General features: G+C 61.3%; 11 protein-coding genes and 1 riboswitch. Of the genes, 9 read left to right on the top strand and 2 right to left on the bottom strand.

What is annotated here, in order from left to right:
* Positions 1 to 74: 74 nt before the first annotated feature.
* Positions 75 to 770 (bottom strand): uracil-DNA glycosylase, encoded by a 696-nt coding sequence (gene ung / locus DBP26_RS20350; protein ID WP_108239321.1) that lies wholly within the window; start codon positions 768 to 770, stop codon positions 75 to 77.
* A 170-nt stretch (positions 771 to 940) separates the two neighbouring features.
* Here ung and DBP26_RS20345 point away from each other — a divergent pair, with 170 nt between their 5' ends.
* Positions 941 to 2,053 (top strand): enoyl-CoA hydratase/isomerase family protein, encoded by a 1,113-nt coding sequence (locus DBP26_RS20345; RefSeq protein WP_108239320.1) that lies wholly within the window; start codon positions 941 to 943, stop codon positions 2,051 to 2,053.
* A gap of 93 nt (positions 2,054 to 2,146) precedes the next feature.
* Here the strand turns inward: DBP26_RS20345 and DBP26_RS20340 are convergent, their stop codons facing one another.
* A complete protein-coding gene (locus DBP26_RS20340) occupies positions 2,147 to 2,671 on the bottom strand; it encodes a hypothetical protein (RefSeq protein ID WP_108239319.1) in 525 nt (174 codons plus the stop codon).
* 420 nt (positions 2,672 to 3,091) lie between these two features.
* Positions 3,092 to 3,196: riboswitch (guanidine-I (ykkC/yxkD leader) on the top strand.
* A gap of 58 nt (positions 3,197 to 3,254) precedes the next feature.
* Between DBP26_RS20340 and DBP26_RS20330 the strand changes: the two genes are divergently transcribed.
* The 8 genes from DBP26_RS20330 (at position 3,255) to DBP26_RS20295 (ending at position 12,909) form a co-directional block, all read left to right on the top strand.
* Positions 3,255 to 4,322 carry a putative urea ABC transporter substrate-binding protein gene (locus DBP26_RS20330; protein WP_108239318.1) on the top strand — a complete coding sequence of 356 codons (1,068 nt, stop codon included), beginning with the start codon at positions 3,255 to 3,257 and terminating at the stop codon, positions 4,320 to 4,322.
* Positions 4,323 to 4,349: 27 nt separating this feature from the next.
* Positions 4,350 to 5,165 carry an ABC transporter permease gene (locus DBP26_RS20325; RefSeq protein WP_108239317.1) on the top strand — a complete coding sequence of 272 codons (816 nt, stop codon included), beginning with the start codon at positions 4,350 to 4,352 and terminating at the stop codon, positions 5,163 to 5,165.
* Positions 5,162 to 5,926, top strand: coding sequence for an ABC transporter ATP-binding protein (locus tag DBP26_RS20320; RefSeq protein WP_108239316.1), 765 nt, complete (start codon positions 5,162 to 5,164; stop codon positions 5,924 to 5,926). Before DBP26_RS20325 ends, DBP26_RS20320 begins: the two co-directional genes overlap by 4 nt.
* Before the next feature lie 11 nt (positions 5,927 to 5,937).
* Positions 5,938 to 6,663: an urea amidolyase associated protein UAAP1 gene (locus tag DBP26_RS20315; RefSeq protein ID WP_108239315.1), complete on the top strand. Its 726-nt coding sequence runs from the start codon at positions 5,938 to 5,940 to the stop codon at positions 6,661 to 6,663.
* A gap of 11 nt (positions 6,664 to 6,674) precedes the next feature.
* Positions 6,675 to 7,310 carry an urea amidolyase associated protein UAAP2 gene (locus DBP26_RS20310; protein WP_108239314.1) on the top strand — a complete coding sequence of 212 codons (636 nt, stop codon included), beginning with the start codon at positions 6,675 to 6,677 and terminating at the stop codon, positions 7,308 to 7,310.
* Between the two features lie 122 nt (positions 7,311 to 7,432).
* The gene (gene uca / locus DBP26_RS20305; protein WP_108239313.1) at positions 7,433 to 11,056 is read left to right on the top strand and encodes an urea carboxylase; all 3,624 of its coding nucleotides are present in this window, start codon (positions 7,433 to 7,435) and stop codon (positions 11,054 to 11,056) included.
* Positions 11,057 to 11,209: 153 nt separating this feature from the next.
* Entirely contained in the window at positions 11,210 to 12,691 is a 1,482-nt protein-coding gene (locus tag DBP26_RS20300) for a sensor domain-containing diguanylate cyclase (protein ID WP_108239312.1), read from the top strand.
* Positions 12,688 to 12,909, top strand: coding sequence for a cysteine-rich CWC family protein (locus tag DBP26_RS20295; protein ID WP_108239311.1), 222 nt, complete (start codon positions 12,688 to 12,690; stop codon positions 12,907 to 12,909). The genes DBP26_RS20300 and DBP26_RS20295 overlap by 4 nt, the downstream gene beginning before the upstream one ends.
* Positions 12,910 to 12,978 lie beyond the last annotated feature (69 nt).

Raw genomic sequence — 12,978 nt, 5'->3', positions numbered from 1 at the left:
CTATAACGCGCTCCTACACGTCAATTGGAATCGCAAGCCGGTTCTATAACGCGCTCCCTACACGTCAATGCCCTTCAAACGCTCTCCGGCAGTCGCCAATCGATCGGCGTCAGCCCGTTCTGTTGCAGAAACTTGTTGGCCATGCCGAAATGCCCGCACCCAATGAAGCCCTTGTACGCCGACAAGGGCGAAGGATGGACGGCGGTCAAGATCAGGTGCTTGGACGCATCGATGAGCTTCTTTTTGCTTTGGGCATGCGAGCCCCAGAGCAAAAACACCAAATGCGGCTGATGGGCGCTGACGGTTTCGATGATCTTGTCCGTAAAGTGCTGCCACCCCTTCCCTGCGTGAGACGCCGCGTTCGCCCGCTGCACGGTCAAGGTCGTGTTGAGCATCAGGACGCCCTGATCGGCCCAGGATTGCAGGTAGCCGTGAGGGGGGATATCGATGTTGAGGTCGCGTTTCAACTCTTTATAGATGTTGACCAGCGATGGCGGTGCAGGCACCCCTGGCTGCACTGAAAAACACAAGCCGTGGGCCTGGCCCGGACCGTGATAGGGGTCCTGACCGAGAATGACGACTTTCACGTGGTCCAGTGGCGTCGAGTTCAATGCGTTGAAGATCAGCGGGCCTGGCGGATAAATTTCCTTGCCGGCAGCATGTTCCTGGCGCAGAAACTCACGCAGTTCTCCCATATAGGGTTTTTCGAACTCTTGGCGCAGGGCCTGTTTCCAGCTGGGCTCCAGCTTGATGCGGTCGTCGTCGGTCATGGTCTTATCCGGAAAAACAATGCGCGGACTTTAGGGGCTGCGGCGAATTATTTCCAGCGCAGCACCCGGCGCCTTTCCTACACTCCAGTGCACACGACGGGGTGCAACTTCCCGCCGAGGTTCGGACTCACAGCTTTGCTGCACGTCTGCCACATGCACACGAGGTCACGATGAACTTGCAATTCGAAGAATTGACTGCAACCGACGGAGCGCGTTTGGGGATCGCCACACTGGACGCGGAAAAGTCACTGAACGCGCTGTCCCTGCCGATGATTCTGGCGCTGCAGGATCGTCTCGATGTCTGGGCCAGCGACCCACAGATCGTTTGCGTGCTGCTCAGAGGCAACGGCGAGAAGGCCTTTTGTGCAGGCGGTGATGTGCGTGCGCTGGTGGAGGCGGGACGCAACGCACCGGGGAAGGTCCCGCCCCTCGCCGGCCCATTCTTCGCCGCGGAATACCGGCTGGACTACGCACTGCACACCTACCCCAAACCGCTCATTTGCTGGGGGCACGGCTACGTACTCGGCGGCGGTATGGGGCTGTTGCAGGGCGCCAGTATTCGAGTCGTCACGCCGAGCAGTCGGCTGGCAATGCCGGAGATCAGCATCGGCCTGTATCCCGATGTGGGTGCCAGTTGGTTTCTGTCCAGGTTGCCGGGCAAGTTGGGGTTGTTCCTGGGGCTGACAGGGGCCCACATCAATGGCCGGGACGCGTTGGACCTCGACCTGGCCGATCGCTTCCTGCTCGACGAGCAACAGGACGAAATGATCGATCGTCTGTTGCAGCTGAATTGGCAAGAACAGACAGGCGTGCAGCTCAATAGCCTGTTCAAGGCGCTGCACCGTGAGGCGCACAGCAACATGCCTGCAGCGCAATGGTTGCCACGTCGTCAACAGATCGATGAATGGCTGGATGTGGCCAACGCCGCAAACGCGTGGGAGGCACTCAAGCAGCAAATGCACGCGCAGGACGCGCTGATCGCCAAAGCCGCCAAAACCCTGACCGAAGGCTGCCCGCTGACGGCCAGGCTGGTGTGGGAGCAGATCCGACGGGCTCGGCACCTGTCATTGGCCGAGGTATTCCAGATGGAATACACGATGAGCCTCAATTGCTGTCGTCACCCGGAATTTGCCGAAGGTGTCCGCGCCAGATTGATCGACAAGGATCATCACCCCCACTGGCATTGGCAGGACGTGGCAAAAATTCCATCAGCAGTGGTCGAGGCCCATTTCGAAAAGGTGTGGGAAGGCCGACATCCGCTGGCAGATCTGTCGGGGTATTGATACGGAAACGGATGAAACGCGAAAGGACAGGTCCAGGCCAGGCAAATGCTCTAAACGAAAACGGCGCTCCTCAGAGCGCCGAACGGTCATGTGTCAGCGATTTCCACCGCCTGGCCCGCCGTGACCACCGCGGCCGAAGTTGCCGTCCTGGCGAAAGTTTCCTCCCGGAGGTCTGCCCGGGGGTCCGCCCGGACGGCCACCGGGACCACCATTCCAGCCATGACCGGGGCCACCAGGGCGAGGACCTGGCCCGGGTGGCGGCCTGTAACCGGAGCCGCCCCCATTCCAATAACCGCCACCGTAGCCAGGCCGAGGCCCGCCATAGCCCGGACGAGGTCCGCCGTAACCGGGGCGAGGCCCGTAATAACGAGGTGGCGGCGCGTAATACCGAGGCGGTGAATAGTAACGGGGCGCCGAGTAATAGCGTGGCGAGGCGTAGTAGACCGATGAGCCATAAACCCCGGGCGCCCCATAGGTGCGATAGCCGTCGTACACATATCCGCTGCTGTAGCCACTGCTATAGACCGGCTGCGTATAGGTCTCCGATTCGTAATAGCCTCCGTAACATCCTGCCAGAGACAAGGTCATCAATACGGTGAGCAAGCTTCGTCGATACATGGCGGCCTCCTGGACCGCGGTGGCGCTCGAACCAGCGGCGCTGGTCGGCGTCCTCCAACACAAGTGAGAGGACAAACTTTAAGACAGTAAAAAGAACACCGGGTGCCTCATTGGCTGAATGATCGGACGAAGTGTCATATAACTATCAATCAAGCAAAACATTGTAAAAAAACAATACAAAATCAAACGATGCCACAGTTATTGGATTTAACGATGCTCTGCCAGCGAGTTGAGGAGGCAATGGGACGCACGCCTGACGCACTGTTAAGAGGCGCAGCGCACCAGTCGAATGCAGACGGCCAATCGATGTCATCCTAATCAGCGACGCAGCCCTTGAAAACCGGCGAGCTGCGAGGTTGGCACGTCTCTCGCTTGGCAGTTGCCGTGCAGGAGCATTTCAGGTTCGCGGCACCACAATTTGCAATAGCCGACTAGGGTTCCGGCCTGTTCGAACGAGCAGGTGGCTGGTCCGAGAGTCGGCGACCTCCAGTAGAGGTTACACGGCGGGATAAAAGCCCGGGAGACAGGACACCAGTGGTGTCGCCGTGCTCCTGCCCGCCCTTTTCGCTACTGGAGGTTATTCATGCACAAGTCCCGTCTGGTCCGTTTGCTCACCGCGAGCGCCTTTGCTGTTATCAGCCTGTCGGCCGTCGCCGCCCCGAAAAAAGATTTCAACGTCTGCTGGACCATCTACGCGGGCTGGATGCCGTGGGAATACGCAGGCACTCAGGGAATCGTCGACAAGTGGGCCAAGAAATACGGCATCACGGTCAAAGTCACCCAGCTCAACGACTACGTCGAATCGATCAACCAGTACACCGCTGGCCAGTTCGATGGCTGCACCATGACCAACATGGACGCGCTGACCATTCCGGCCGCCGGTGGCGTAGAGAGCACGGCCTTGGTGGTCAGCGATTTCTCCAATGGCAATGACGGCATTGTGCTCAAAGGAGAAGGCAAGAAGGTCGCCGACCTCAAGGGCATGGACGTCAATCTGGTAGAGCTGTCCGTTTCCCACTACCTGCTGGCCCGCGCGCTGGACTCGGTGGACCTGACCGAAAGAGACCTGAAAGTCGTCAACACCTCCGACGCCGATATCGCGGCAGCGTTCGACACGCCGCAGGTCAAGGCCGTCACGACCTGGAATCCGATGCTCTCGGAGATCAAAGCCAAGCCTGGCGTCACCGAGGTGTTCGACTCCAGCAAGATCCCGGGCGAGATCATGGACATGATGGTGGTCAACACGCAGACCCTTAAAGACAACCCTGCATTGGGCAAAGCGCTGACCGGCGCCTGGTTCGAAGTCGTGGCTCTGATGAATGCGAAGAATGCCCAGGCCAAGGAAGCGCTGGAGCACATGGCGAAAGCTTCAGGGACCGATCTGGCCGGGTTCCAGTCGCAACTGGACACCACCAAACTGTTCGCTACCCCGCAAGAGGCGCTCACCTTCGCCACCAGCAAGGAACTGCAAACGACGATGCGCAAGGTCGCGGACTTCTCGTTCGAGCACGGCCTGCTCGGCGAAGGTGCAAAGGATTCCAGCGCCGTGGGCATGACCTTCGCCAATAACGCGACCGAGGGCGACAAGGGCAACCTCAAGTTGCACTTCGACCCGAGCTACGTGCAGATGGCTGCTGACGGCAAGTTGTAAATATTGGCTTCATACAGGTATTTACAGATGCGCCTAATTAACCGCCGTCCGGACGGTGCCAGCCGCCTGATCCTGGTGATCCTGCCGTTCGCCCTGTTGCTGTTCGCGTACTTCACAGGTTCGGCAACACGGCTGACGGAAAACCCCAACGACAAGTTGCTGCCCAGCGCGGTGCAAATGACGGAAGCAATCAAACGTGTGGCGGTCGTTCCGGATACACGCACCGGTGAGTACCTGCTCTGGCAGGACACCGCCTCCAGCCTGCAACGCTTGGGCGTCGGCCTGGCCATCAGTGCCGTCGTCGGGCTTTGCCTGGGCATCGCTTCGGGCGTGCTGCCGTTGTTCGGGGCGCCACTGTCACCGCTGCTGACGGTGCTGTCGATGGTGCCACCGTTGGCCATCCTGCCCATTCTGTTCATCGTCTTCGGGCTGGGCGAGTTGTCGAAAGTGATGCTGATCGTCATTGGCATCACCCCCGTGCTGGCCCGAGACCTAGAGCAGCGGGCCCGGGAAATACCCGTTGAGTTGCTGATCAAGGCGCAGACCCTGGGCGCCTCGACCTGGACGCTGATTCTTCGGGTGGTCTTGCCGCAACTGCTGCCGCGGCTGTTGATTTCGCTGCGTCTGGTGCTGGGGTCGGCGTGGTTGTTCCTGATTGCGGCCGAGGCCATCGCGTCCACGGACGGTCTGGGTTATCGGATCTTCCTGGTGCGTCGGTACTTGGCGATGGACGTGATTGTCCCCTACGTCGTGTGGATCACCCTCCTCGCCTGGCTGATGGATTGGGGGCTCAAGGCGCTGACCCGCAAAGCCTTTCCCTGGTACGAGGGGGCGCGGCCATGAGCTTCATTTCGGTCAAAAACGTCTGGCAGCAATACGGCGACCAAGTGGTCCTGGAAGGCTTGGACCTGAGCATTGCCGAAGGTGAATTCTGCACGCTGGTGGGCGCATCGGGCTGCGGTAAATCGACCTTTCTGCGCCTGTTACTGGGCCAGGAAGTACCCAGCAAGGGCCAGATCCTGCTCGATGGCCAGCCCCTGGCGAACGAACCCGATGCCAGTCGCGGCGTGGTGTTTCAGCGTTATTCGGTGTTCCCGCACCTGTCCGTGCTGAACAACGTCGCGCTGGGCCTGGAGCTGCCTCGCTCGGCGCTCCTCGGTCGCCTGTTCGGCAAAGCCAAGCGCGAGGCGCGGGAACAGGCGGCAGCGCTGCTGCACAAGGTTGGCCTGGGGCACGCTCTGGACAAATACCCCACCCAGCTTTCTGGCGGCATGCAACAACGCCTGGCCATCGCCCAGGCGCTGATCATGCAGCCTCGCGTGTTGCTGCTCGACGAACCGTTCGGCGCGCTGGATCCAGGCATTCGCAAGGATATGCACGCCCTGCTGCTGGAGCTGTGGCGCGAGACGCAATTGACGGTGTTCATGGTCACCCACGACCTCTCCGAAGGCTTCAACCTGGGCACGCGCCTGATGGTGTTCGACAAAGTCCGCCACGATCCACATGCGCCTGGTGCTTACGGCGCCCGCATCACTTACGACATTCCCCTGAACAGCGACCGCCGCGCCGCCCGTGCGGCCCTTGAATCGCTGCAAACGGCCTGAAGGATTTCCTCATGACTGATTCCACCTCTGTATTTCCCGTATTCGCTGAAGATGTGTTACCTGGCGGCGGTCACTTGTCTTTCGTGCTCAAGCGCGGGGAGCTGCTGCGCCTCACCGACCTCAACGGCAACGCCAACGTCAGCCTGACGATGTTCAACGCCCACGAGAAAACCGAGCGTTTGAACCTGCCCGACAGCCTCAAATGCCAGCACACCGCCAAGCTCACCCGTGGCCATTGCCTGTACTCGGACATGGGCCGGGTGCTGGCGGCGATCACCGCAGACACCTGTGGCTGGAGCGACAGCATCGGTGGCGTGTTGTGCGCCGATGAAGTGGCACAGAAATATGGCCAGGGTCGCTACCAGGAACTGCGCAACGGTTTTTTCCGCAACGGCGCCGACAACCTGCTGGTGGAAATGGGCAAATGGGGCCTGGGCCTGCCTGACCTGCTGATGACCCTCAACCTGTTCAGCCGGGTCGACGTCGACGATCACGGCACGCTGGCGTTCGCTGCGGATAATTCGCAAGCCGGGGATTACATCGAGCTCTACGCCCCCATGGACACGCTGGTGGTGTTGACCGCCTTGCAACACCCGATGGACCCCAACCCTGTGTACGCACCTCAGCCGGTCAAGCTCAGTTGGATGAAGGCCGACGCCAGCGTCGCCGAACACTGCCGCACGTCCCGCGAAGAAAACGTACGCGGCTTCATCAACACCGACCGACTGTTCGCCTGAGGAGGCCCGCCATGACGACTGCACCCGCCCACCACCACACGCTTGCCCCCGTGTCCATCACCCGCATTCCGGCCGGTGAGCCTTCACTGACCGAACTCAAGGCCGGGCAGACCTTGCGCCTACTGGATCTGGAAGGCAATCAGGCCGTCGACACGCTGTTCTACAGCCTGGCCAACCCTCGCGAACGCTACGACGTGCAACGCACACTGCGTCGGCAGAACAACGTCTACCTCAGTAAAGGCAGCGTGCTGTATTCCAACCTTGGGCGCCCCATGCTGACCATCGTCGAAGACACCTGCGGGCGTCACGACACCTTAGGGGGCGCCTGCGCGCAAGAAAGCAATACCGTGCGTTACGCCCTCGAGAAACGCCATATGCACAGTTGCCGCGACAACTACCTGCGCGCCTGTGCCTACGATGGTCGCCTGGGTAAGCGCGACATCAGCCCTAACATCAACTTCTTCATGAACGTGCCAGTGACGGCCGAAGGTGGGCTGACGTTCGAGGACGGGATTTCCGGCGCGGGCAAATACGTTGAACTGCGCGCGGAGATGGACGTGATCGTGCTGATCTCCAATTGCCCGCAATTGAACAACCCCTGCAACGGTTACAACCCGACGCCTGCCGAACTGCTGGTGTGGGATTGAGCGCCTCGCGCTGTCTGAAATGAGGTTCTGGCGCGAGGGACGGCCTTCGTGCAACGCGTACAACAGCGGGACGGCCCGCTACCCGGTTGGGGAACGCCCCGCGCGGTCCCAGGGGTAAGAACATGTTCGACACATTGCTGATCGCCAACCGCGGCGCCATTGCCTGCCGCATCCTGCGCACCTTGCGCGCCTTGCAGGTCAAAGGCGTGGCGGTCTATTCCGAAGCCGACGCCGCCAGTCTGCACATTCTCGAAGCCGATGAGGCCCACAGCTTGGGTGAGGGGGGAGCGGCAGGCACCTACCTGGCGGTGGACAAGCTACTCGCCATCGCTAAAGCGTCCGGGGCCAAGGCGATTCACCCCGGTTACGGCTTCCTGTCTGAAAACGCGGCGTTTGCGCAAGCCTGCGAGGACGCAGGCATCGCGTTCGTCGGCCCGACGCCCGAGCAACTTCGGGTGTTCGGCCTCAAGCACACGGCGCGAGCCTTGGCCAAGCAACACGGTGTGCCGATGCTCGAAGGCACCGAACTGCTCGACAGCGCCGAATCCGCTCTGGACGCCGCGGCATCCATCGGCTACCCGGTGATGCTCAAGAGTACGGCCGGTGGCGGCGGGATCGGTATGCGGGTCTGCCGCAGCCCCAGCGAATTGAGTGAGTCGTTCGAGGCGGTAAAACGCCTGGGCCAGAATAACTTCAGCGACGCGGGCGTGTTCATCGAAAAATACATCCAGCGCGCTCGTCATCTGGAAGTGCAGGTCTTCGGCGACGGTCGCGGCGAGGTGATCGCCCTCGGCGTTCGCGATTGTTCGGTGCAGCGACGCAACCAGAAAGTCCTTGAAGAAACGCCCGCGCCGAACCTGCCCGCCGGCATGGCCGAAGCGTTGTGCGAAGCGGCGATCACGCTGGCCAAGGCCGTGGACTACCGCAGTGCAGGAACCGTGGAGTTCGTGTTCGACAGCGACGACCAGCGCTTCTACTTTCTTGAGGTCAACACGCGCCTGCAGGTCGAGCACGGCGTCACCGAGCAGGTCTGGGGCGTGGATCTGGTGAGTTGGATGGTGCAACTGGCCGCCGGAGACCTGCCGCCACTGGCCCAATTGCGCGCCGGGCTGCAACCCCACGGCCACGCGATTCAGGCGCGGCTATACGCCGAAGACCCGGGCCGCGACTTTCAGCCAAGCCCGGGGCTACTGACGTCGGTGCAATTCCCTGCCGCTGACGGTAAAGCGCTGCGCATCGACACATGGGTCGAAGCCGGTTGCGAGATCCCGCCCTTTTTCGATCCGATGATCGCCAAAGTGATCACCTGGGCGCCTGACCGTGCCTCTGCGGCGCAGGCACTCGAGCAAGCCCTCGATGCCAGCCGTCTGTACGGCGTGGAAACCAACCGCGATTACCTGCGGCAAATCATCGTCGATGCCCCTTTCGCCAGTGGCGAGCCGTGGACCCGCTGCCTTGAGGGGCTGGTGTATCACGCCGACACCTTCGAAGTGTTGAGCGGTGGCACGCAGACCAGCGTGCAGGATTATCCGGGGCGCCTCGGCTACTGGGCCGTTGGCGTGCCGCCGTCGGGACCGATGGACAGCCGCTCGCTGCGTCTGGGCAACCGGCTGCTCGGCAATCCTGAAGGAAGCGCGGCGCTGGAAATCACCATGACGGGGCCGACGCTGCGCTTCAATACGGATGCCGTGGTGGCGGTGACCGGCGCAGTGATTCCGTTGAGCATCGATGGTCAAGCGCAGCCGATGAATCAATCACTGCTGGTCAAAGCAGGCTCGACGCTGACCCTGGGAACCATCGCCGGAGCCGGTGCGCGCAGTTACCTGTGCCTGCGTGGCGGGCTGGATGTGCCGGATTATCTGGGCAGCAAAAGCACCTTTACCCTAGGTCAGTTTGGTGGGCATGGCGGTCGTGCCTTGCGCGCGGGCGATGTGCTGCATCTCTCGCCACTGGTGGATCGTAGCGCAGGCCAGACACTGCCCGCCGAACAGGTCACCGAGTTGCCCGCCGTGCGCAACATTCGTGTGATCTACGGCCCCCATGGCGCGCCGGAATATTTCACCGAAGCCTACATCGAGACCTTCTTTTCAACTGACTGGGAAGTGCATTTCAACTCCAGCCGCACCGGCGTCCGCCTGATCGGGCCAAAACCGGAATGGGTGCGCGCCGATGGCGGCGAGGCTGGCTTGCACCCCTCCAATATCCACGACAACCCCTATGCCATCGGGGCCGTGGACTTCACCGGCGACATGCCGGTGATCCTCGGACCTGACGGGCCGAGCCTGGGCGGATTCGTGTGCCCAGTGACCATCATCGAGGCTGACCTGTGGCAGTTGGGGCAGTTGAAAGCGGGGGACAAGGTGCGATTCGCACCGGTCACCGTCGAGCAGGCTCGCACACTCTTCCGTAGGAGCGCGCTTGCCCGCGATTGCGAGCTGCCTGACACAAATGTCGCGCCTGACACACCGGAATCGCGGGCAAGCGCGCCCCTCCAATCTCCGGTGATTCTGGATATCGGCGAAAACGACACCCGCCTCGTCGCCCGCCTGTCTGGCGACACCCACCTGCTGCTGGAGATTGGCGCGCCGGAACTCGACCTGGTGCTGCGCTTCCGCGGGCACGCGTTGATGCAAACACTGGAAGGACGGCAGTTGGATGGCGTGATCGACCTCACCCCCGGTATCCGGTCGTTGCAGGTCCATTACCAACCCGAACGGCTGCCCCTCGTCGAGCTTCTGGCCATCGTAGAGCAAGCGTGGCAAGGGGTATGCGCCAGCGACAACCTGCAAGTGCCCTCGCGTATTGTGCATCTGCCTCTGTCCTGGGACGACCCGGCGTGCCAATTGGCCATCGAAAAATACATGACCACGGTTCGCAAGGATGCCCCCTGGTGTCCAAGCAACCTTGAGTTCATTCGTCGCATCAACGATCTGCCGAACCTGGACGAAGTGCAGCGCACGGTGTTCGACGCCAGCTACCTGGTGATGGGCCTGGGTGACGTGTACCTCGGCGCGCCGGTCGCCACCCCACTGGACCCGCGCCATCGCCTGGTCACCACCAAATACAACCCGGCGCGCACCTGGACGGCCGAAAACTCGGTGGGCATCGGCGGCGCCTACATGTGCGTCTACGGCATGGAGGGGCCTGGCGGCTATCAGTTCGTCGGGCGCACCTTGCAGATGTGGAACCGTTACCGCGCGGTCGAAGCGTTCGACGGCAAGCCTTGGCTGCTGCGTTTCTTCGACCAGATCCGGTTCTACCCGGTCAGCGCCGATGAGCTGCTGAAGATCCGTCGTGATTTCCCGCTGGGCCGCTATCCGTTGCAGATTGAACACAGCACGCTGAAGCTGGCCGATTATCAGGCTTTCCTGGCCGAGGAAGCGCCGAGCATCGCCGCGTTCCGCGCCCAGCAGCAGGCGGCCTTCAACGCGGAACGCGAGCGATGGATCGCCAACGGCCAAGCCACGTTCGACAGCGAGGAGGCCACCGCCGAGGTCACTGAAGAGGCAACACTGGAGGGAGGGGAGATCAGCATCGACAGCCACATCGCAGGCAACCTGTGGCAAGTGCAGGTGGACATCGGCCAACGCGTGGAGGCCGGGCAGACACTGGTGGTACTGGAGTCGATGAAGATGGAAATTCCAGTGACGGCCCCCATGGCGGGCGTGGTTCGGGACGTCCGCGTCCAACCGGGATCGGCTGTGCGCGCTGGCCAGCGAGTGGTGGTACTGGACACCGCTGGCTGACGGGACGAGAGGGCGGTGTGCGTGACGCATCGCCCAATGACCGGCCCATTTCGCATCGAATCCGGACGTTAAACAGCAGCGGCCCATGGCGCTTCGGGGTGGCAGCAGGCTAGCATGTCTGGCTGATGGATTACCTCTTCAAGCGGACTGGTCATGCCCCTTCGTTCCACACTACATTCACAACGCTCCCTGCTCTTGACGTTGGTGATCCTGTTGGGGAGCGGCTTTCTGGCAACTTCCCTGCTCAGCTATTTCGCTTCGCGGGACGCCATTCGCGACAGCATCGTCAATACCGAGCTACCGCTGACGTCGGACACGGTCTACTCGGAAATACAGAAAGACCTGGTCCGCCCAGTCCTGATTTCCTCGATGATGGCGCGCGACACATTCGTACGCGACTGGGTGGTGGCTGGAGAAAAAGATCCGCAGCAAATGACCCGATACTTGAAGGAGGTCATGGATCACTACGGTGCCTACACCTCTTTTTTCGTATCCAATCAGAGCCTGACCTATTACCAGGCCAAAGGCGTATTGAAGAAGATTCGCCCGGACGAGCCTCGCGATGTCTGGTATTACCGAGTGCGGGACATGGCTGAGCCTTATGAAATCAACGTCGACCCAGACCTGGCGAACAAGGACAACCTGACGTTCTTCATCAATTACAAGGTCTTCGACTACAACGACAATTTCATCGGTGCGACCGGCGTCGGGCTGACTGTCGACGCGGTCATCAAGCTGATTGACCGTTACCAGCAGCGTTACCAGCGCAGCGTGTATTTCGTCGACACGTTCGGGCGCCTGGTATTGACTGGTGCAGAGGGCGGCCCGCAAGGCGCGGCCATAGGCCAGGCGCTGCGCGACCTGCCGAACCTGAAAGATCTGCAAAAGCAGATGCCCAAGCCTCAAAGCGGCAGCTATCAATACGCTTCGCTGGGTGACGAGCATTTCCTCAACGTGCGCTACATCCCTGAGTTGAACTGGTATCTGTTCGTCGACAAGCGCGAAGACGGCGCGATGACAGACATTCGCCGCTCGCTGTACCTGAACTTGTCGATCTGCCTGGCCGTGATGCTGCTGGTGTTGTACCTGCTGCACCGCGTGGTTCGCCGCTTCCAGATACGCATTGAAACCCAGGCCATGGTCGACAGCCTGACCGGCCTGCCCAATCGCCGAGGCTTTGACCGGATCGCCCTGGGTGCCATGGACGAAATGCGTCGTGAGCGCAAATCGCTCTCGGCCATGCTGCTGGACCTTGACCACTTCAAGCGGTTGAACGACACCTACGGTCATCTGGCAGGCGACGAAGTACTGATCGGTTTTTCCGACGATGTCCGTCGCTGTCTGCGAGAGAGCGACATCATTTGCCGCTGGGGTGGCGAGGAGTTCATCATTCTGCTCAAGGACACCAATACCCATGGTGCCCGACGCGTCGCCGAGAAGATTCGCCTGCTGGCCGAACAGCATACTTACGTGTTCGGGGGGGCAGCCCTGCAAGTCACCGTCAGCCTCGGCGTCACCGAACTGCATGCTGGCGACACCCTGCAAAGCCTGATCGCCCGCGCGGACCAGGCGCTTTACAGTGCCAAGCAGAGCGGCCGCAACCGGGTATGCACTGAAAGCGTGGAGCCGGCATGAGCGCCTCTGAGATCACCCCTGACACGTGCCCCGTGTGCGGCCAACGCAATCACTGCACCCTGGCCGACCCACGCACAGCGGACCGCACCTGCTGGTGTTTCAATGAAACCCTCGACCCGGCGGTGCTGGCAAACTTGCCGGATGACGTCCGAGGTCAATCCTGCCTGTGCCCACGCTGCGCAGGGCTGGTTGAAGAAGTAAAGCCCTCTGACCTCTGACCGCGCCCTCTTCCCTGCCGACGCTCCGGTAGGATCACTCGTCGCAGGCAACGATGCCTCGCGCCGGCG

The organism is Pseudomonas sp. RIT409 (assembly GCF_003052515.2).
GTDB lineage: Bacteria > Pseudomonadota > Gammaproteobacteria > Pseudomonadales > Pseudomonadaceae > Aquipseudomonas.
This window is presented reverse-complemented; position numbering and strand designations above follow the sequence as displayed.

Excerpts from the sequence above, each read along its gene's own strand:
- DBP26_RS20295 (WP_108239311.1), top strand. The coding sequence starts at position 12,688 with ATGAGCGCCTCTGAGATCACCCCTGACACGTGCCCCGTGTGCGGCCAA.
- DBP26_RS20340 (WP_108239319.1), bottom strand. The coding sequence starts at position 2,671 with ATGTATCGACGAAGCTTGCTCACCGTATTGATGACCTTGTCTCTGGCA.
- DBP26_RS20315 (WP_108239315.1), top strand. The coding sequence starts at position 5,938 with ATGACTGATTCCACCTCTGTATTTCCCGTATTCGCTGAAGATGTGTTA.
- DBP26_RS20330 (WP_108239318.1), top strand. The coding sequence starts at position 3,255 with ATGCACAAGTCCCGTCTGGTCCGTTTGCTCACCGCGAGCGCCTTTGCT.
- ung (WP_108239321.1), bottom strand. The coding sequence starts at position 770 with ATGACCGACGACGACCGCATCAAGCTGGAGCCCAGCTGGAAACAGGCC.
- DBP26_RS20345 (WP_108239320.1), top strand. The coding sequence starts at position 941 with ATGAACTTGCAATTCGAAGAATTGACTGCAACCGACGGAGCGCGTTTG.
- uca (WP_108239313.1), top strand. The coding sequence starts at position 7,433 with ATGTTCGACACATTGCTGATCGCCAACCGCGGCGCCATTGCCTGCCGC.
- DBP26_RS20300 (WP_108239312.1), top strand. The coding sequence starts at position 11,210 with ATGCCCCTTCGTTCCACACTACATTCACAACGCTCCCTGCTCTTGACG.
- DBP26_RS20325 (WP_108239317.1), top strand. The coding sequence starts at position 4,350 with ATGCGCCTAATTAACCGCCGTCCGGACGGTGCCAGCCGCCTGATCCTG.
- DBP26_RS20320 (WP_108239316.1), top strand. The coding sequence starts at position 5,162 with ATGAGCTTCATTTCGGTCAAAAACGTCTGGCAGCAATACGGCGACCAA.
- DBP26_RS20310 (WP_108239314.1), top strand. The coding sequence starts at position 6,675 with ATGACGACTGCACCCGCCCACCACCACACGCTTGCCCCCGTGTCCATC.